This is a genomic window from Chromobacterium sp. LK1 (assembly GCF_001043555.1).
GTDB lineage: Bacteria > Pseudomonadota > Gammaproteobacteria > Burkholderiales > Chromobacteriaceae > Chromobacterium > Chromobacterium aquaticum.
The window spans coordinates 203,572-221,887 of record NZ_LDUI01000018.1; the positions used below are offsets into that span (position 1 = coordinate 203,572).

At 61.5% G+C, this 18,316-nt stretch carries 18 protein-coding genes and 1 tRNA gene; 14 read left to right on the forward strand and 5 right to left on the reverse strand.

Going from position 1 to position 18,316, the window contains the following annotated elements:
• The first annotated feature begins 34 nt into the window (after positions 1 to 34).
• From ispE to VI26_RS09535, 9 genes are all read left to right on the forward strand, one after another.
• Positions 35 to 892, forward strand: coding sequence for a 4-(cytidine 5'-diphospho)-2-C-methyl-D-erythritol kinase (gene ispE / locus VI26_RS09495; protein WP_048409482.1), 858 nt, complete (start codon positions 35 to 37; stop codon positions 890 to 892).
• Between the two features lie 7 nt (positions 893 to 899).
• Positions 900 to 974: transfer RNA gene (locus VI26_RS09500), tRNA-Gln, on the forward strand.
• Between the two features lie 88 nt (positions 975 to 1,062).
• Positions 1,063 to 2,046 carry a ribose-phosphate pyrophosphokinase gene (locus tag VI26_RS09505; protein WP_043589892.1) on the forward strand — a complete coding sequence of 328 codons (984 nt, stop codon included), beginning with the start codon at positions 1,063 to 1,065 and terminating at the stop codon, positions 2,044 to 2,046.
• Positions 2,047 to 2,106: 60 nt separating this feature from the next.
• The gene (gene rplY, locus VI26_RS09510) at positions 2,107 to 2,394 is read left to right on the forward strand and encodes a 50S ribosomal protein L25 (RefSeq protein ID WP_043589895.1); all 288 of its coding nucleotides are present in this window, start codon (positions 2,107 to 2,109) and stop codon (positions 2,392 to 2,394) included.
• Between the two features lie 90 nt (positions 2,395 to 2,484).
• Positions 2,485 to 3,066, forward strand: a complete 582-nt coding sequence (gene pth / locus VI26_RS09515; RefSeq protein ID WP_048409483.1) for an aminoacyl-tRNA hydrolase — start codon at positions 2,485 to 2,487, stop codon at positions 3,064 to 3,066.
• A gap of 76 nt (positions 3,067 to 3,142) precedes the next feature.
• Entirely contained in the window at positions 3,143 to 4,234 is a 1,092-nt protein-coding gene (gene ychF / locus VI26_RS09520) for a redox-regulated ATPase YchF (RefSeq protein ID WP_048409484.1), read from the forward strand.
• A gap of 113 nt (positions 4,235 to 4,347) precedes the next feature.
• Entirely contained in the window at positions 4,348 to 5,322 is a 975-nt protein-coding gene (locus VI26_RS09525; protein WP_156183823.1) for a hypothetical protein, read from the forward strand.
• A gap of 139 nt (positions 5,323 to 5,461) precedes the next feature.
• Positions 5,462 to 6,235 (forward strand): transporter substrate-binding domain-containing protein, encoded by a 774-nt coding sequence (locus VI26_RS09530; RefSeq protein ID WP_231580992.1) that lies wholly within the window; start codon positions 5,462 to 5,464, stop codon positions 6,233 to 6,235.
• A 78-nt stretch (positions 6,236 to 6,313) separates the two neighbouring features.
• The gene (locus VI26_RS09535) at positions 6,314 to 6,976 is read left to right on the forward strand and encodes an amino acid ABC transporter permease (RefSeq protein WP_048409486.1); all 663 of its coding nucleotides are present in this window, start codon (positions 6,314 to 6,316) and stop codon (positions 6,974 to 6,976) included.
• 49 nt (positions 6,977 to 7,025) lie between these two features.
• Here the strand turns inward: VI26_RS09535 and VI26_RS09540 are convergent, their stop codons facing one another.
• The gene (locus VI26_RS09540) at positions 7,026 to 8,780 is read right to left on the reverse strand and encodes a long-chain fatty acid--CoA ligase (protein ID WP_048409487.1); all 1,755 of its coding nucleotides are present in this window, start codon (positions 8,778 to 8,780) and stop codon (positions 7,026 to 7,028) included.
• Positions 8,781 to 9,014: 234 nt separating this feature from the next.
• Between VI26_RS09540 and VI26_RS09545 the strand changes: the two genes are divergently transcribed.
• The 3 genes from VI26_RS09545 to VI26_RS09555 all read left to right on the forward strand — a co-directional run bounded on the left by VI26_RS09545 (position 9,015) and on the right by VI26_RS09555 (position 12,134).
• Entirely contained in the window at positions 9,015 to 10,160 is a 1,146-nt protein-coding gene (locus VI26_RS09545; protein ID WP_048409488.1) for a PLP-dependent aspartate aminotransferase family protein, read from the forward strand.
• A gap of 55 nt (positions 10,161 to 10,215) precedes the next feature.
• Entirely contained in the window at positions 10,216 to 11,271 is a 1,056-nt protein-coding gene (locus tag VI26_RS09550) for a nitronate monooxygenase family protein (protein ID WP_048409489.1), read from the forward strand.
• Positions 11,272 to 11,351: 80 nt separating this feature from the next.
• Entirely contained in the window at positions 11,352 to 12,134 is a 783-nt protein-coding gene (locus tag VI26_RS09555) for a ferredoxin--NADP reductase (RefSeq protein WP_048409490.1), read from the forward strand.
• 19 nt (positions 12,135 to 12,153) lie between these two features.
• Here VI26_RS09555 and VI26_RS09560 read toward each other — a convergent pair whose 3' ends face one another.
• Entirely contained in the window at positions 12,154 to 12,603 is a 450-nt protein-coding gene (locus tag VI26_RS09560) for a GNAT family N-acetyltransferase (RefSeq protein WP_048409491.1), read from the reverse strand.
• A gap of 11 nt (positions 12,604 to 12,614) precedes the next feature.
• Positions 12,615 to 13,226 (reverse strand): LysE family translocator, encoded by a 612-nt coding sequence (locus tag VI26_RS09565; RefSeq protein ID WP_048409492.1) that lies wholly within the window; start codon positions 13,224 to 13,226, stop codon positions 12,615 to 12,617.
• 108 nt (positions 13,227 to 13,334) lie between these two features.
• Here VI26_RS09565 and VI26_RS09570 point away from each other — a divergent pair, with 108 nt between their 5' ends.
• Together VI26_RS09570 and VI26_RS09575 are read left to right on the forward strand one after the other, a co-directional pair.
• Entirely contained in the window at positions 13,335 to 13,721 is a 387-nt protein-coding gene (locus tag VI26_RS09570) for a DUF488 domain-containing protein (protein ID WP_048409493.1), read from the forward strand.
• Positions 13,722 to 13,782: 61 nt separating this feature from the next.
• Entirely contained in the window at positions 13,783 to 14,412 is a 630-nt protein-coding gene (locus tag VI26_RS09575) for a LysE family translocator (protein WP_048409494.1), read from the forward strand.
• A gap of 11 nt (positions 14,413 to 14,423) precedes the next feature.
• On the opposite strand, the gene VI26_RS09580 is transcribed toward VI26_RS09575, so the two are convergent.
• Both VI26_RS09580 and VI26_RS09585 read right to left on the reverse strand, forming a co-directional pair.
• On the reverse strand, positions 14,424 to 15,857 hold the full coding sequence (locus tag VI26_RS09580) for an ATP-binding protein (RefSeq protein WP_048409495.1): 1,434 nt from the start codon (positions 15,855 to 15,857) through the stop codon (positions 14,424 to 14,426).
• 107 nt (positions 15,858 to 15,964) lie between these two features.
• Complete coding sequence (locus VI26_RS09585) at positions 15,965 to 18,220, reverse strand: arginine/lysine/ornithine decarboxylase (protein WP_048409496.1); 2,256 nt, start codon at positions 18,218 to 18,220, stop codon at positions 15,965 to 15,967.
• Positions 18,221 to 18,316: the final 96 nt, after the last annotated feature.

The following is an 18,316-nucleotide window of genomic DNA, read 5'->3' on the forward strand; positions in this document are numbered from 1 at the left end:
TATTATTTCTATTGATTGCCATGGTGTTCTGTTGATGAGTTCCCCCGTATTCCAAGACTTTCCGGCCCCGGCCAAGCTCAATCTCTTATTGCACGTCGTCGGCAAGCGCCCGGACGGCTATCATTTGCTGGAGACGGTGTTCCGCTTCGTTGACTTCAGCGACACCGTGTCGCTGGCCTTGCGCGACGACGGCCGCATCGTGCTGGAGACGCCGATCGCCGGCGTGGACCCGGAGCAGGACCTGACGGTGCGCGCGGCGCGTCTATTGCAGGCCCATGCCCAGTGCGGGCTGGGCGTGGCCATTCGTCTGGACAAAAAGATACCGATGGGCGGCGGTTTGGGCGGCGGAAGCTCCGACGCCGCCACCGTTTTGCTGGCCTTGAATCGTATGTGGGGACTGAATCTGCCGCGGGCGACTTTGCAGGAACTGGGCTTGAAGCTGGGCGCGGACGTTCCGGTGTTTATTTTCGGGCGCAGCGCGCTGGCCACCGGCGTTGGCGAAAAACTGAATGAAATCAAATTGAAGCCGGCATGGTATGTGGTAATTCACCCTCAGGTGCAGGTGCCCACCGGCAAAGTATTTCAAAATTTTTCGCAAGAGGTGTTGACAGAGGTAGGGGTCGTCGGCATAATGCGAATCCTCGAAACAACGCAGCGACGACGAAACGATCTGCAAAACGTTGTTTCGAATATGTACCCAGCGGTGAATGAAGTGCTGACCGAATTAAGAAAATATGGTTCGCCGCTGATGACTGGTTCCGGTTCCTGTGTGTTTCTGGAGTGCCAGTCAAAAGACGAAGCCGATAAAGTTTATCAGGCGGTGTCGATAAAATATAAGGGGTTTTTAGCAAAAGGACTCGATGTCCATCCCTTAATCGACAGCGCTGAATAAAGGTTACTGGGGAGTCGCCAAGTGGTAAGGCACCGGATTTTGATTCCGGCATTCGTAGGTTCGATCCCTACCTCCCCAGCCAAGACTTTCTCTCAATAAGAGAGAGCATGAAAAAAGCGTGTAAGAATCCCTTACACGCTTTTTCTTTATCTAGCTAAGGCACACGAATCATGGCGGCATACGACAGTTTGATGGTATTCACCGGGACCGCGAACCCGGAACTGGCCCAAAACGTAGTCAAACATCTGGATATCTCGTTGGGACGCGCCGATGTCGGCAAGTTCAGCGATGGCGAAGTGGCGGTGGAGCTGCTGGAAAACGTCCGCGGACGCGACGTCTTCATTCTGCAATCGACCTGTGCGCCGACCAATGACAATCTGATGGAAATCCTGACTATGGCCGACGCGTTGAAACGCGCTTCGGCCGGTCGTATTACCGCAGCAATTCCGTACTTCGGCTATGCGCGCCAGGATCGCCGTCCGCGCTCCGCCCGGGTGCCGATCTCCGCCAAGCTGGTGGCCAATATGCTGACCAGCGCCGGCATCGATCGCGTGCTCACCGTCGATCTGCATGCCGACCAGATCCAGGGTTTCTTCGATATCCCGGTGGACAACGTTTACGCGACGCCGGTGCTGCTGAAGGACATCCGTTCGCAGCGCATCGAAGACCTGATCGTGGTCAGCCCGGACGTGGGCGGCGTGGTGCGCGCCCGCGCGATGGCCAAGGCCTTGAACACCGACCTGGCCATCATCGACAAGCGTCGTCCCAAGGCCAATGTGGCCGAGGTGATGAATATCATCGGCGACGTGTCCGGCCGTACTTGCCTGATCGTCGACGACATGATCGACACCGCCAACACCCTGTGCAAGGCGGCCAGCGCTCTGAAGGAGCGCGGCGCCCAGCGCGTGCTGGCCTATGCGACTCACCCGATCTTCTCCGGTCAGGCGATCGATCGCATCAAGAATTCCGACATCGATATGGTGGTGGTGACCGACACCATCCCGTTGACCGCCGAGGCCAAAGCCTGCCCGAACATCCGGGTGGCCTCCATCGCCGGCCTGCTGGCCGAGACGCTGCGCCGGATCAACAACGAAGAATCGGTGTCTTACCTCTTCAATGAGGAACTGGTTGCGGCGGGCGCCTGCCTGCCGTGAACATCGGGCCCGCTGGTCGCGGCGGGCCGGGTGCTTTTAATCTGAAACTGGAGTTTTGCCATGTCTTTTGAATATACCGCCAGCAAGCGTGAAGAGTCGGGTACGAGTGCGAGCCGCCGCCTGCGTCACGCCGGCCAGGTTCCGGCCGTTGTTTACGGCGCTTCCAAAGAAGCCGTATCCATCGTTCTGGACCACAACACCATGTACTACGCGCTGAAGAACGAAGCGTTCCACACTTCCGTTCTGGATCTGGTCATCGACGGCCAGAAAGAACAAGTTAAAGTGGCTGCGTTCCAAATGCACCCGTACAAACAGCAAGTAATGCACATCGACTTCGCTCGCGTGTAATCTAGCTGCCGTGCCGTCTGACGGTAACGGTTGAAAAGCTCGTTGCTAGCCGTCGGCCCGCAACGAGCTTTTTCATTTGGAACAGAGAATATGTCCGGCATTCGCCTGATAGTCGGCCTGGGCAACCCCGGCGCCGAATACGATAGAACCCGTCACAACGCTGGCTTCTGGCTGGTGGACGAGTTGTGCTGGCGCTATAAGGGCAACTGGCGCACGGAAGGCAAGTTTCAAGGCGACGTCGCCCGCGTGGATATCGATGGCCAGGACGTCTGGCTGCTCAAGCCCATGACCTATATGAACCTGTCCGGGCAAGCGGTGTTGGCGCTGGCCCATTTTTACAAGATTCTGCCGGACCAGATCCTCGTCGTGCACGATGAGCTGGACCTGCCGCCCGGCGCGGCCCGCTTCAAGCAAGGCGGCGGCCACGGCGGCCACAATGGTTTGAAGGACATCGCCGCGCGGCTGAGCTCGCCGGCCTTCTGGCGTTTGCGCCTGGGGATCGGCCATCCGGGAGACCGCAACGAAGTCGCCAATTTCGTGCTGAAGAAGCCACGCGCCGAGGAACAGCAGGCGCTGGACGAGGCGATCGAGCAGGCGCTGCGGCAATTGCCGGCGGCCATCGGCGGCAAGATGGCGGCGGCGATGAAGGAATTGCACACGGCGGCCAAATGAGCCGCTGGGCAAATCGCCGGCTTGCCGCTATGCTGCGGCAGAACAAGATTTTTCAAGAATTCGAAGGAATGCGGACATGAGTCTGAAATGCGGTATCGTCGGCCTGCCCAATGTGGGCAAGTCCACCCTGTTCAATGCGCTGACCAAGGCCGGCATCGAAGCCGCCAACTATCCGTTCTGCACCATCGAGCCCAATGTCGGCATCGTGGAAGTGCCGGATCAGCGCTTGGCCGAATTGGCCAAGATCATCAATCCGCAACGCGTTCAGCCGGCCATCGTTGAGTTCGTCGACATTGCCGGGCTAGTGGCGGGCGCCTCCAAGGGCGAGGGCCTGGGTAACCAGTTCCTGGCCAACATCCGCGAGACCGACGCCATCGTCAACGTGGTGCGCTGTTTCGAAGATGAGAATATCGTTCACGTCGCGGGCAAGGTAGATCCTATCGCCGACATCGAGACCATAGGCACCGAACTGGCGCTGGCCGATCTGTCCGCGGTGGAAAAGGCGATGACGCGCGAAGGCAAGCGCGCCAAGTCCGGCGACAAGGACGCGCGTGCCTTGATCGCGGTGCTGGAAAAGCTGGTGCCGCATCTGGATCAGGGTCTGCCGGCGCGTTCGCTGGACTTGAGCCCGGAAGAAAATGCGTTGATCAAGCCGCTGTGCCTGCTGACGATCAAGCCGGCGATGTATGTGGCCAATGTGGCCGAAGACGGTTTCAGCAACAATCCCTTGCTGGAGCGGGTGCAGCAGTTGGCCGACAAGGAGGGCGCGCCGGTGGTGGCCTTGTGCGCGGCGATTGAATCCGAAATCGCGGAACTGGATGATGCCGACAAGGCCGAGTTCCTGGAAACGCTGGGCCTGGAAGAGCCGGGCCTGGACCGCCTGATCCGCGCGGGTTACAAGCTGCTGGGTCTGCAGACCTACTTCACCGCCGGCGTTAAGGAAGTGCGAGCCTGGACGATTCATATCGGCGACACCGCACCGCAAGCGGCCGGCGTGATTCACACCGATTTCGAACGCGGCTTCATCCGCGCGCAGACCATCGCCTATGCCGACTTCATCGCGCTGGGCGGCGAGGCCAAGGCCAAGGAGGCCGGCAAGATGCGCGCCGAAGGCAAGGAGTACGTGGTGCAGGATGGCGATGTGATGAACTTCTTATTTAACGTGTGATCTTATCGGATCGAAATAAAGGCATGCAGCTCTGGCTCATGCCTTTATTTTTGTAAGCCTACTGAGATGCGGCAAAATAGTGCCGACTGGATGTAAATAAAAGGGAACACGTTTTGGAACGCCAAGCTGAAGTCGCTGATGAGATTAGTCTGATTGATATTATTCGTTTCTGTAAAGAACAATGGCGTTTGATGGTTTTCCTCCCCATCATCGCCGCGCTGGCGGCGGTGGCCGTAGTGTTGAATATGGAGGACAGGTATGCGGCGACATCTCTGCTCCTCGTGCCCGCGCCGTTGGGTCCTCAGGGCGGCGCCAGCGTGTTGAAGGATAATGTGATGCTGGGCGAAGCGGCGGCTCATTTTGAGCTGGCCAAGCATTACGGCGTGACTGGCGCGGACAAGGCCAAGCTCAGTTTGTTGGACAATCTCAGAGTTTCCGCGGGCAAAGACGGTTTGCTTGAAGTCTCGGTCCAGGATGTGGACGCGGCATTTGCCGCCCGGCTCGCCAACTACTTGGTAGAGCAGACCCGGCAGCGGATTCTGGGCTTGCACGTGACGGAACAGAGCAAGAAATACCTGGTGCTGCAGGAGCGGATCAAGGTGGTGCAAGGTCAGGTGTCGGGAGCGAAGCGCGAGCAGAAGCAGCTGGGCGCGGTAGCCGAGACCTTCCTGAACAGCGGATCGGCGCGTGTGATCGAGAGTTTCGCGCGCTTGGAAGCGCAAATGAATGCTCAGCAAATGGAAGGGAATAGCCCGGTACAGTCGTCTTTATTGCAACTGCGCGCGGAATTGGAGCGCAGCAATCCGCAGGTCAAGTCCATCTCTCCGAGGCAGTTGGCTACGATGCGTGATTTGTTCTTCTATCAGGCCACGTTGGAGGAGCTGCAGAAGCAGGCTTCGGTGGCCAGAGCGTTGATGTCGCAGGATGTGCAGGTGGTGTTGCCGGCAAGCCCCCCTTTGGAAAAGGCGGGACCGAAACGGACTATGATCGTGTTGCTGGCCGGTCTGGGAGGCTTGGTCTTGGCGGTATTGATTGGCTTGGGGCGTAAGTTGGGGGCAACGCTGCGCCAGCGCTTGCACGCCGAGTAGGGGTGAATTGACATCATGGCCGCTTTTCGCGGCCATTGTTCTATCTAGAACTTGGCAGCGCCAACGGCTAGTGATATTCTCGCTTTTGACTATTTTGTTTTTCAAAATTACCAAAGGTTATATTGATATGCGCAAGCTGATGACGCTTCTCGTAATGGCGGGCCTGGCTGGCCAGGTGTTCGCGGCGGACTTGCTGGATACGGTCAAGCAGCGCGGCAGCCTGAAAATCGCGTTGGAGGGCACGTATCCGCCGTTCAACTTCAAGGACGCCAAACAGCAGCTGACGGGTTTCGATGTCGAGATCGCCACTGAAATCGCCAAGCGTCTGAAAGTGAAGCCGGAATTCACCACGGCGGAGTGGAGCGGCCTGCTGGCGGGCTTGCAGGCCGGCAAGTTCGACATCGTGGTCAATCAGGTGGGCGTGACCGACAAACGCAAGGACGTGTTCGACTTCTCGCAGCCCTACACCTACTCCAGCGCGCAGTTGATCGTACGCAAGAACGAGAGCCGCGTTTTCAAGAGCCTGGCGGACCTGAAAGGCAAGAAGCTGGGCGTGGGCCAGGGCAGCAATTACGCCGATATGGCCAAGGCGGTGGCCGGCATCGAGGTGAAAACCTATCCCGGCGCGCCGGAATACCTGCAGGATCTGGCCAGCGGCCGCGTGGACGCGGCGCTGAACGACAGCTTGCTGATCCCCTTCGCCATCAAGCAGGCCAAGTTGCCCTTGAAGGCCGGCGCGCCGGTGGGCGAGGTGGCGACGATGGCTATCCCGTTCGCCAAGAACAATCCGCAGTTCAAGGCGGCGATAGACAAGGCGCTGGGCGATATGAAGGCCGACGGCAGCTTCAAGAAGATCTCGGTCAAATGGTTCGGCATCGACGTGTCGAAAGCGCCGGCGGCAGCGAAGAAATAATAAGTAATTCGTATTAGAATTTATGAAGTAAGACGCCCCTGCTTGTGCGGGGGCGTCGGTTTTTTAGGGAAAACATGAATGACTGACTGGATTGTGCTGCTGGAGTCGGCGCTGCCGGTGCTGCTGCAAGGCGCGGGGCTGACACTGCTGTTCGCGGTGGTGGCCATGGTGCTGGGCCTGGCGCTGGGCTTCCTCGTGGCCTTGCTGCGGGTGGCGCAGGTGCCGCTGCTGGCGCAATTGGCGGCCTTCTATGTCAGCGCGATGCGTGGTACCCCTTTATTGGTGCAGATTTTCGTCATCTATTATGGCCTGCCCGGAGCCGGCATCGAACTGGGGCCGGTGACGGCGGGCATTCTGGCGCTGACACTGAACGTGGCCGCCTATTTGTCGGAGAGCCTGCGTGGCGGCATTGCCGGCGTGCATCGTGGCCAATGGGATGCCGGCTTGTCGCTGGGCTTGAGCTGGTGGCAGACCATGCGCCACATCATCGCGCCTCAGGCTTTGCGACTGGCGGTGCCGAGTCTGTCCAACTCCTTGATTAGTCTGATCAAGGACACCTCGCTGGTCTCGGTGATTACCGTGACCGAATTGATGCTGGCAACCAAGGAAGTGATAGCCCAGACCTTCCAGCCCCTGCCGCTCTATCTGGCGGCGGCGGCCATCTACTGGGTGTTGAGCGCCAGCTTCGAGCGGGTGCAGCGCTATGTGGAGCAACGCCTGGAACTGGCGCACAAGCGTTGAAAAGCAAAAGCCCCGCGATGCGGGGCTGTGTCGTTTCTGGAGCGCGAGCTCAGGCCGGCGCGTACAGGTTTTCTATCATCGCCCGGCAGCGCTCGGCGATCACCTTGCGGCGCAGCTTCAGCGTGGGCGCCAATTCACCGGCATCGACGCACCAGGGCTTGTCGATTAGCGCGAATTTCTTGATGTGCTCCCAGTTGCCGAAGTAGCGGTTGAATCGCTTGATCTCGCGGTCTATCAGCTCGACGATCTTGGGATGGCAGCTCATTTCGCTGTCGGTGGTGTAGGCGATGCCATGCTCGGCGCACCATTCCTTTAGCTTCTCGTACAGCGGGACGATCAGCGCCGCCGCGTATTTCTGGCCGTCGCCCACCACCATGATCTGGTCGATAAAGGCAGATTCCTTCAGCTTGTTCTCCAGCGCTTGCGGCGCGATGTATTTGCCGTTGCTGGTCTTGAACATTTCTTTCTTGCGGTCGGTGATGCGCAGGTAGCCATGCTCAAGCACACCGATGTCGCCGGTGTGCAGCCAGCCGTCCTTCAAGACTTCGGTGGTGAGTTCCGGCTCCTTGTAATAGCCGAGCATCACATTGTCGCCGCGCACCAGGATTTCGCCATCGTCGGCCAAGCGTAGTTCAACCCCGGGCAGCGGCAGGCCCACGCTGCCGATGCGGGTGTCCCTGGCGTTGAACGGGTTGGCGGAAATCACCGGCGCGGATTCGGTCATGCCGTAGCCTTCCGCCACCGATACGCCGCAGGCCCAGAACAGGCGAGCCAATCGTGGTTGCAGCGCGGCGGAGCCTACATTGATCCATTTGAGTTCGCCGCCCATCGCGGCGCGCCATTTGCGGTAGACCAGCTTGTCGGCCAGAGCGTGCTTGGCGGCTTCCAACGGCGAGCGGCGGGCATTGGGGTCGAAGCGCTCGGCGCGCTCCACCGCCCACAAATAAAGACGGCGTTTGAAGCCGCTGAATTCGCGGGCCTTGCCCACCAGCTTGTCGTGCACTTTCTCCAGCACGCGCGGCACGGCGCTGAAGGTATGCGGCTTGATGTCGGAGAGCGCGGCGGACAGGCATTCCACGCTGGAGAAATACACGCCGGCGCTGCTGTACATATAGTAGAACACGCCAGCGCGCTCGAAGATGTGCGATAGCGGCAAAAAGCTCAGCGCACGGCATTCGCCGTGCGGCAGACGAGTGAATTCAGCGGTGGCGATCACGGTGCTGAGCACATTGCGGTGCGACAGCATCACGCCTTTGGAGCGTCCGGTGGTGCCGGAGGTGTAGATGATGGTATAGACATCGTCCGGTTGGATCGCGTCACGGCGGCGTTCCAGTTCGGCTTGTCGCTCCGGCTTGGCCTGCGCGGGGATTTCTGTCCAGGACGGGCAGCCGTCGATCTGGCCCAGGGCGTAGATCGGGCAACTGAATTTACCTAGCGCCTCATGCAATTTGCGTTGCAATGCGGCATTGCCTACGAAGGCAAGCTTGACCTCGGCATGAGACAGGATATAGCGTGCATCATCGAGGGTCATGGTAGGGTAAAGCGGCACGCTGATGGCGCCGACTTGTTGCAGCGCCAGATCGGCCAGCACCCATTCTATGGAATTGTCGGCGGCAATGGCGACCTTGTCGCCGCTGGCGATGCCCAATTCCAGCAGACCCAGGCTGAAGCGGTTGACGCTGTCCGCGACTTCCTCTGTCGACAGCCTGCGCCATTCCTTGCCGGCCTTGGCGGCGAGGCAATCGGTTCGCGGGTGGCGTTCGAGTTGGCGGGTCAGGATGTCAAATACGCGTTCTAGCTTCATTCGTACAATTGTTTGAATGCGAAACGCTGCAAAATAGTCCTAAAGCGCGTGGATGTAAAGCTAAAGCCAGTAAAAACTTAGTCAAGATCAATGGAGTAGCCACCGTTTTAGCGGCGACTTCCTTGAAGTTGCCGAATAATGATGAAAGAGTCATGGCTGGGTCGCGCTGAGAGGCGGATTGCGGTCGGTTTGTCGGACAACGAAATCAAACTGATGATTTTTTGAGGAAAAGTCGTGAAATTTGCAACCAGATCCATTCATGCCGGCTACGACAACGCCGAGCACGGCAAGGCGGTGATGCCGCCGGTGTACCAGACTTCGGTGTTCGAATACGGCCAGGTCGGCGAGTCCATGCCCTTCGTCTACGCGCGAACCAGTAATCCCACCCGCGCGGCGCTGGAAGCCTGCCTGGCCAGCCTGGAAAACGCCAGCCACGGCCTGGCCTTCGCCAGCGGCATGGCGGCCATCGACGCGGTGCTGCGCGCCTGCCTGAAGCCCGGGGACGAGGTGATCGCGGTGGCGGATCTTTATGGCGGCGCTTATCGCTTGTTGAGCAAGGTGATGGAGCCAGCGGGTATTAAGGTTAGCTTCGCGGATTTGAGCGACAGCCGCAATCTGACGGCGCTGATCAGCGCGCAGACCAAGCTGCTGTGGCTGGAGTCGCCGACCAATCCCTTGCTGGGCATGGTGGATATCGCCGCGTTGGCTGAAATCGCCCATGCGCATGGCGCGCGGGTGGCGGTGGACAGCACCTTCGCCACGCCTTATCTGCAGAACCCGCTGGATCTGGGCGCCGACGTCGTCGTGCATTCCGCCACCAAATACCTGGCAGGGCATTCCGACGTGTTGCTGGGCCTGGTGGCGGTCAAGGATGAAGCACTGCACCGCGAGATCAAATTCATCCAGAACGCGGCCGGCGCGGTGCCGGGGCCGCAGGATTGCTTCCTGACGCTGCGCGGCATCAAGACCCTGCACCTGCGCATGGATCGCCATTGCGACAACGCCGAGCGCGTGGCGCGTTATTTGCAGACGCATCCCAAGGTTGAACGGGTGTTCTTTCCGGGCTTGCCGGAGCATCCGGGCCATGAGCTGGCCCGGCGGCAGATGCGTCGCTTCGGCGGCATCGTCAGCATCTGGCTGAAGGATGACAGCCGCGCGGCGGCCAGCCGGCTGGCAGAGCGACTGCAATTGTTCGCGCTGGCCGAGTCGCTGGGAGGGGTCGAATCCCTGGTCAACCACAGCTACACCATGTCGCACGGCGGCATGCCGCCGGAGCAGAAAGCCCGGTTGGGCATTCGCGAAGGCGGGGTGAGGCTGTCGATAGGCATAGAGGATATCGACGATATCCTGGCCGATCTGGAGCAGGCTCTGGCGGACTGAATCTGACAGCGTTGTTTTTCAACCGACGCCCACGTGGGCGTAATCGAGGAAATATATGGCTTCCGCTTTGTGTCGCCGCTGGCAGTTGCAAACTCCTTTAATCCAGGCGCCGATGGCGGGCGGCGCAACCAGTCCGGCATTGGTGGCCGCGGTCAGCCAGGCCGGCGCTCTGGGCTTTCTGGCGGCGGCGATGCTGCCGCCCGAGCGCTTGCTCAGCGAGGCCGCCGAGGTGCGAAAGCTGACCGACAAGCCGTTCGGCATCAATCTGTTCGTGCAGGATGATCCGGTGCCCAGCCCACAGGTCTTGCAGCAAGCCTTGGAATGGCTGGCACCCTTGCATCAGGAACTCGGGCTGCCGACGCCGCAGGTGCCGGAACGTTTCTGCGAGCCGTTCGCCCGCCAGTTCGAAGCCCTGTTGGAGGCCAAGCCGGCGGTGGCCAGCTTCACTTTCGGCATTCTTAACCGCAATCAGCTCAAGCTCTTGAAGCAGGCCAAGATAGACGTGATCGGCACCGCCACCAATATGGCGGAAGGGCTGGCCTGGGCCGAGTTGGGCGCAGACGCGATCTGCGCGCAGGGGCGAGAGGCGGGCGGCCATCGCGGCACCTTCATCGGCCGACCGCAGGATAGCTTGCGGCCCATGCTGTCGCTGGCCTATGAACTGGCGCAGAACCAGCCGCTGCCGGTAATCGCCGCCGGCGGCATCATGAACGGGCGCGACATGGCCGCCGCGATGCGTCATGGCGCCCAGGCCTGCCAGTTGGGCACCGCGTTTCTGCGCTGCCCGGAATCCGGTATCTCGACGCAGTGGAAAAGCGAGCTGGCCAAGGCCGCACCCGGCAGCACCCGGCTGAGCCGCGCGTTTTCCGGCCGCCACGCGCGCGGTCTGAACAATCGTTATATGGAGTTGATGGCCGAGCGGGAGGAGCTGGTGCCGGCCTACCCGGTGATGAACGCGTTGACCGGGCCTTTGCGCGCGGCGGCGGCCAAGGCTGGGCTGCGCGACTTCCTGTCCTTGTGGGCCGGCGAGAATGTGGCCGCTGGCCGGGAATTGCCGGCGGCGCAGCTGGTGGCGACGCTGCATCAGGAATGGCTGGCGGCTTATGGCTGAGCCGCTGGCGGCGGCGGGCTTGAAGGCTGCCGCGATCTGGCGCACAATACTCGAGTAATTTACTTGGGTATAGACGAGTGATGGATACGGCGATCGAAGAAAAATACACGGTTCAACCCATTCTGTGGCTGCGGCGCTGGGCGGACAATCTGCTCAGCTTCCGTTTGCAACGGCCCGATGCTTACCGCTTCGAGCCAGGGCAGTTCGCGCGGCTGGGTCTGCCGCTGGGCGAGCAAGGCGGCCAAGTATGGCGCGCCTATTCGATGTGCTCAGCAGTTACCGACGAGTATCTGGAGTTTTATTCCATCGTGGTGCCGGACGGGCAGTTCAGTTCGAGACTGGCGCGCTTGCAGCCGGGCGACGAGGTCATGCTGGACAAGAAAGCGATGGGCTTCTTCCTGGCGGACCGGCTGCCGCCGGGCAAGGATTTGTGGCTGTTGGCCACCGGCACCGGCTTGGCTCCCTATCTGTCGATTCTGCAAGACCCCGCTCAGTGGCAACGCTTTGACCGCATCGTGCTGGCGCACTGTGTGCGGCACGCCGGCGAGCTCAGTTATCAGGATTTCATCGCCGAGTTGAGCGAACATCCCTTGTGGGACGAGCACGGCCACAAGCTGCAATACTTACCCATCGTCACGCGCGACGCGCCGGAAGGCGTGTTGAACGAACGCATCCCGGCCTTGCTGGCCAATGGAGGTTTGGAGCGGGCGGCGGGGCTGGCGATGTCACCGGAAAACTCGCGTTTCATGATCTGCGGCAATCCGGCCATGGTGGAAGATACCCATAGACAGCTGATGAAGATGGGTTACCGGATGAGCCGGCAGAGCGCGCCGGGCCATCTGGTATTGGAAAACGGCTGGTAGCCGACGCGCCCAGGGCGGCCTATAAGACCTTGCTCATGAACAGGCTGAGCGGGTCGGGCAGGTAGGCTCCGAATGGCGAGCACAGGCTGAAGCCGCCACGCTGGTACAGGCCGATCGCCTCCGGCTGGGATATGCCGGTTTCCAGTTTCAGTGCGGAGAGACCGGCGGCCTGCGCTTCTTGCTCCAGGCGCGCCAGCAGCGCCCGGGCCAGGCCCTTGCCGCGCTGGGACGGCGCCACGAACATGCGCTTGATCTCGCCGTAATCCTCATGTAGCACCAGCGCGGCACAGCCTGTGGCCACGCGGTTCTCATCGCGGGCGACGATGAAGCGCACATGGGGCTGTTCCAGCGCCGCCGGGTTCATCAGGTGGTTGCTTTCCGCCGGATACAGCGCCGCCTGATAAGCGTCCAACTGGCGGATCAAGGCCAGCACATCGTGTTGCAGCGGAGATTCCAGTTGCAGTTGCATGGGAGGCCGCTTCACTTGTTGGAGTTGGCGAGTAGGGCGCCGAACAGCAGGAAGGTCATGCCGCCGGCCTTGTTGAGCAGTTTGCCGCCGCGTTCGCTGGCCAGCCAGCGGCGCGCGCGTTGTGCGGTCAGCGCGTACACGGTATGAATCAGAATGATCAGCGCGCTGAAGGAGCCGACCAGCAGCAAGAATTGCGGCGCATAGGCGCCCTGGGTGTCGATGAATTGCGGGAAGATGGACAGGAAGAAAAAGATAGACTTTGGGTTGGTCAGCTGTACCGCCATGCCTTCCCCGAAACGCCGGGCAAAGCCGCGCGGCTGGGTTTGTATTTCGTCGAAGCGGAAGGCCGGCGCGCGCAGCAGCTTGATGCCCAGATAGAACAAATAGGCCGCGCCTATCCATTTCATCACGGTGAAGGCCAGCGCCGACGCGGCCAGCAGCAACCCTAGGCTGGTGGCCGACACGCCGGCGACGATGAAGGAGCCGCAGGCGGTGCCCAGGATGCCGCCCAGCGTGCCGCGCAAGCCGAAGCGCAGCGAATTGGTCAGGGTCATCAAGACGCCGGGACCGGGGCTGAGCACGGTGGCCGCGGCCATCAACAGATAAAGTGGATAATGCTGCATGAGACTGTCCTGATCGAGGCTATGGGGTTTAGTCTACTCAAGCTTGGTTGTCGATGACAATGTTGTTGCGGCGAGGCGATCAGCCGACGTCGATCCGGAGAACGCGTTATGACGATACGCATCGTGCAATTGGGTAGTCCGCGCCACCCGCAGGAGGGCACGCGCATCGGCACGGTTCGGCGGCCGCCGCGCGGCGTGCCCAAGAGCGAGTTCGCCAGCGGTGACTGGTACGATGTCTGGTTTCCCAATCTGGCGCCTAGCGCGGAGCTGGTGAAGCTGGCGCAAGCGGCGCGGAGCGCAGCAGAATGGCAGGCGTTCGAGCGGGCGTATCGCGCGGAGATGAAGGCGCCGGAGCAAAGCCGTGAATTGGACTTGCTGGCGGCGCTGTCGCACGGCAGTCACTTTTCCATGGGGTGTTACTGTCAGGACGAGGCGCGCTGTCACCGCTCGGTGTTGCGGGCCTTGTTGCAGGAGCGCGGCGCGGCATTGGAGTGAGCTTTGATTCCGCCGGGCCGGCTTGTATCATATCGCTTTGTATTCGCCCGGAATGTCTGCCATGCCTGATTTGTCCACGCTATTATTGTTCAGCCTCGCCTGCGTTGCGCTGGCGGCAACGCCGGGGCCGGATATGTTGTTGATCGCCAGCCGCAGCGCCAGTCAGGGACGCCAGGCCGGTTTCGCCACGCTGGCTGGCATTCAGTTGGGCACTTACTGTCACGCGTTGGCAGCGGCCTTTGGACTGGCGCAATTATTCGTGTTGGCGCCGCTGGCCTACGACGCGGTGCGACTGGCCGGCGCCGCTTATCTGTTCTATCTGGCCTGGACCACCTTGCGCAGCCGCAGCGTGTTGGCCGCACCGGGCGCCGCCGCGCCGCAGTCCATGCCGCGCATCATGGCCCAGGGGCTGCTCACCAATTTGCTCAATCCCAAGATGGCGCTCTTCGTGCTGGCGCTGTTCCCGCAGTTCGTGCATCCGGAGGCTGGGCCGGTGGCCTTGCAGATCATGGTGCTGGCAACCTTGCTGAATGCGATCGGTCTGCTGATCAATGGCGCCATCATCCTGGCGGCCAGCCGTTTCGGCCGTGCGCTTGGCGACAAACTGGGTCAAAGCCGCTTGCCGCAGTATTTGCTGGCCACGGTGTTCGGCGGCCTGGCACTGCGCTTGGCGTTGGCGAGCAAGGACTGAAGCGCGCCGCGTCACGCGTCGCGTTTAGCCCAGGGCAATATCAGTTGCGCGATGACGCCGCCGTTGGCGGCGTTTTGCACGTGGAGCATGCCGCCTTGAGCACGGGCCAGGGTTTCGCATAGCGGCAGCCCCAATCCCATGCCGCGCGCGCGGGTGGTGAAGAAGGGCAGGAAAATCTTGGGCAGAATGGCTTCGTCAATGCCGGGTCCGTTGTCCACGACTTTGAAGCGGTAGTTGTGTCCGTCGCTTTCACCGCTGATCACGATGCGGCCGCCTTGCTCCTCCAGCGCGTCACAGGCGTTCTGCACCAGATTGTGCAGGATCTGCTCCAGCGCGGTACGCTCGGCGCGCGGCCACTCTTCCGGGCTCAGATTGTGCCATTCCAGCGTGATGTTCTGATCCGCCAACTCGGCCTGACGCAGAAACAGCAATGAGTTCACCAGCGCGTCGGGATCCAGCGGCGTGGTTTCCGTCGCTTTGGGGTGGGCCAGCAGGCGGCTGAGCCGGCTGATCAGCGCCGCGGCGCGGCGCGCTTGCGCGCCGGTGGCGAGCAGGGTGTCGCGCACGGCGCCGCGCTGTGACGGTTCGTCCAGCGCGCGCTCCAGTTGGCGGGTGTTGGCGATGATGGTGGTCAATGGCGGGTTCAGTTCCTGAGCGAGGCCGGCCATCATTTCGTTCAGGGTATTGAGTCGGGCCTGGGCCGCCAGCCGGTCCTGCTGCTGTTGGCGCTGTTGCGATGCGCGCTGGCGGTGCCAGGCGTACAAGCCGACGGCGATGGCGGCGAGCAGCGCGTTCCACAGTAGGATCTCCAGCCAAGGGAGGCTGTCCCAACTCAAGGCGGTACGGCTGGACAGGCGGAAAGGCTGGCTGACGCTGGGCAGTTTGCGCTCCAGGCTCAAATCCCAGTCATTGGCGGCGGCGCCGACCTTGCGTTGCAGCAATTCGATGCGGTGGCCGCGCAGTTGCAGCGAGATGTTCTCCAGCGGCTCCGGCAATTCGGCCTTGGCCAGCATGCGTTGAGGATCGATCAGCAGCGCCCAGCCATCGGGGCTTTGCAGCCAGTAGCGCTGCGCCGCGTCGAAACCGAGTATGGTCTGGCGCTGCTGTTGAGCCTGCCACAGCAAGGCTAGCGGCGGGCGCAGGCCGCTGGGATCGCCGTGCCATTGTTGTTGCCGCCAATAGCCGATGGCGCTCAGCTGCGGCATCGCCGTTTGCAGGCGCTTGAGCATGTCCGTCGGCAAATGGCTTTGTTCGGAGGCGGCCAGCGTGGCCAGCACCGCGTCGTGTTGCGACGCCTTCTGGCTCAGCAGGCGCAAGGTGATGAAGGATTCTTGCCGAAAGCGCTGTTCCAGAGCGCCAAACTGGCGCCAGCCCAACCATAGGCAACCCGCCAGGCTGAGCAATAGCCAGGCGATCAGGGCGTAGCGGCGGTCCAATGACATCATGGCGGCGATTATCGCACGGCGCCGCGGCGGCGCCAGCCTGGAGTGTTAAGGATTATTGTGCAGAAAGTGTACGCGTGCGCCCCGACGGAGGCCGGGGCGCACAATGCTCACTTCACGCAATCGACGCAATAGACCTTGCGGCCGTCGATGTCGCTGGCCACCAGCCCGTGGACATCTGTTTCGAAGCCGGGCAGCTCGCGGTTGAAGTCCTGGGCGAAGCGCAGGTAGTCGACGATGGTCTGGTTGAAGCGCTCGCCGGGAATCAGCAGCGGAATGCCTGGCGGATACGGCGTCAACAACACCGCGGTGACGCGGCCTTCCAGCTGTTCCACCGGCACGCGTTCGATCTCGCGGTGGGCCATCTTGGCGAAGGCGTCGGCGGGGCGCATCGCCGGTTCCATTTCCGACAGGTAGATCTCGGTGGTGATGCGTGCGACGTCGTGCTTGCTGTAAAGCAGGTGGACGCGCTGGCACAGATCGCGCAGGCCGACACGTTCGTACTGCGGGTATTTGGCGATGAACTCCGGCATCACCCGCCACATCGGCTGGTTTTTGTCGAAGTCGTCCTTGAACTGCTGCAGCAGCGAGATCAGCGTATTCCAGCGTCCCTTGGTGATGCCGATGGTGAACATGATGAAGAAGCTGTACAAGCCGGTTTTTTCCACCACCACGCCGTGCTCGGTCAGATACTTGGTGACGATGGCGGCCGGGATGCCCATCTCTTCGAAGCTGCCGTCCACGTCCAGGCCCGGGGTCAGCACCGTGGCCTTGATCGGGTCCAGCATATTGAAGCCATCCTCGATGCCGGCGAAGCCGTGCCAGCGTTCGTCCGGGCGCAGCTGCCACTCGGCCGGGTCGCAGATGCCGTCGTCGGACAGATCGTCCGGCCCCCAGACGCTGAACCACCAGTCGCGGCCGTATTCCTCATCGACCTTGCGCATGGCGCGGCGGAAGTCCAGCGCCTCGACCAGCGACTCCTCCACCAGCGCTTGTCCGCCCGGCTGCTCCATCATCGCCGCCGCCACATCGCAGCTGGCGATGATGGAGTATTGCGGGCTGGTGGAGGTGTGCATCAGATAGGCCTCGTTGAACCAGGCGGTGTCCAGCTGCCGTTGTTCCGGGTCTTGCACCAGAATCTGCGAGGCCTGGCTGATGCCGGCCAGCAGCTTGTGGGTGGACTGGGTAGAGAAGATCAGGCTGTCCTTGCAGCGCGGACGGCCTTCGCCGATGGCGTGGAAATCGCCGTAGAAATCATGGAAGCCGGCGTGCGGCAGCCAGGCCTCGTCAAAGTGCAGGGTGTCGACTTCGCCGTCCAGCAGGTGCTTGATTTCTTCCACATTGTAGAGAATACCGTCGTAGGTGGACTGGGTCAGCGTCAGGATGCGCGGCTTGGCTTGCGGGTTCTTGGCCAGCGCTTCGCGGGCGAAGGGGTTGGCCTGGATTTTCTTCTTGATGTTGTCGAGCTGGAATTCGGATTTCGGAATCGGGCCGATGATGCCGTAGTGGTTGCGCGTCGGCATCAGGAACACCGGAATGGCGCCGGTCATCATGATGGCGTGCAGATTGGATTTGTGGCAGTTGCGGTCCACCAGCACGATGTCGCCGGCCGCCACGCAGCTGTGCCAGACGATTTTATTGGAAGTCGAAGTGCCGTTGGTGACGAAGAACAGATGGTCGGCGTTGAAGATGCGCGCGGCATTGCGTTCCGAGGCGGCAATGGGACCGGTGTGGTCCAGCAGCTGGCCCAGTTCGTCCACTGCGTTGCAGACGTCGGCGCGCAGCATGTTTTCGCCGAAGAATTGGTGGAACATCTGGCCGACCGGGCTCTTCAGGAAGGCGACGCCGCCGGAGTGGCCGGGGCAGTGCCAGGAATAGGAGCCGTCGTGGGCATAGTCCACCAGCGCGCGGAAGAACGGCGGCGCCAGGCTGTCCAGATAGCTTTTGGCTTCGCGGATGATGTGGCGGGCGACGAATTCCGGCGTGTCCTCGTGCATATGGATGAAGCCGTGCAGCTCGCGCAGGATGTCGTTGGGAATGTGCCGCGCGGTGCGGGTTTCGCCGTACAGATAGACCGGGATGTCCGGGTTGCGGCGGCGGATTTCCGCGACGAAGCCATAGAGCTTGCCCAGTGCTTCTTGCGCCGCGTCTTCGGTGTGGAATTCCTCGTCGTCGATGGACAGGATGAAACCGGCGGCGCGGCTTTGCTGCTGGGCGAAGGAAGTCAGATCGCCGTAGCTGGTGTAGCCGATCACGCTCATGCCCTCCGCCTCCATGGCGGCGGCGAGTTCGCGGATGCCGGAACCGCTGGTGTTTTCCGAGCGGAAATCCTCGTCGATGATCACGATGGGGAAATGAAAACGCATACCTGAGTCCTTGTTGCTGTTAACTCGGACACGCGCGCAGGGCGGGACGCGTAGCTGGGCCGCCGGAGCGCTGGACAGCGAACCGGGGCCGCGGGC

Coding starts and splice junctions, on each gene's coding strand:
- ychF (WP_048409484.1), top strand. CDS start 3,143: ATGAGTCTGAAATGCGGTATCGTCGGCCTGCCCAATGTGGGCAAGTCC.
- VI26_RS09535 (WP_048409486.1), top strand. CDS start 6,314: ATGACTGACTGGATTGTGCTGCTGGAGTCGGCGCTGCCGGTGCTGCTG.
- pth (WP_048409483.1), top strand. CDS start 2,485: ATGTCCGGCATTCGCCTGATAGTCGGCCTGGGCAACCCCGGCGCCGAA.
- VI26_RS09550 (WP_048409489.1), top strand. CDS start 10,216: ATGGCTTCCGCTTTGTGTCGCCGCTGGCAGTTGCAAACTCCTTTAATC.
- VI26_RS09505 (WP_043589892.1), top strand. CDS start 1,063: ATGGCGGCATACGACAGTTTGATGGTATTCACCGGGACCGCGAACCCG.
- VI26_RS09570 (WP_048409493.1), top strand. CDS start 13,335: ATGACGATACGCATCGTGCAATTGGGTAGTCCGCGCCACCCGCAGGAG.
- VI26_RS09575 (WP_048409494.1), top strand. CDS start 13,783: ATGCCTGATTTGTCCACGCTATTATTGTTCAGCCTCGCCTGCGTTGCG.
- ispE (WP_048409482.1), top strand. CDS start 35: ATGAGTTCCCCCGTATTCCAAGACTTTCCGGCCCCGGCCAAGCTCAAT.
- rplY (WP_043589895.1), top strand. CDS start 2,107: ATGTCTTTTGAATATACCGCCAGCAAGCGTGAAGAGTCGGGTACGAGT.
- VI26_RS09530 (WP_231580992.1), top strand. CDS start 5,462: ATGACGCTTCTCGTAATGGCGGGCCTGGCTGGCCAGGTGTTCGCGGCG.
- VI26_RS09580 (WP_048409495.1), bottom strand. CDS start 15,857: ATGATGTCATTGGACCGCCGCTACGCCCTGATCGCCTGGCTATTGCTC.
- VI26_RS09560 (WP_048409491.1), bottom strand. CDS start 12,603: ATGCAACTGCAACTGGAATCTCCGCTGCAACACGATGTGCTGGCCTTG.
- VI26_RS09555 (WP_048409490.1), top strand. CDS start 11,352: ATGGATACGGCGATCGAAGAAAAATACACGGTTCAACCCATTCTGTGG.
- VI26_RS09540 (WP_048409487.1), bottom strand. CDS start 8,780: ATGAAGCTAGAACGCGTATTTGACATCCTGACCCGCCAACTCGAACGC.
- VI26_RS09565 (WP_048409492.1), bottom strand. CDS start 13,226: ATGCAGCATTATCCACTTTATCTGTTGATGGCCGCGGCCACCGTGCTC.
- VI26_RS09585 (WP_048409496.1), bottom strand. CDS start 18,220: ATGCGTTTTCATTTCCCCATCGTGATCATCGACGAGGATTTCCGCTCG.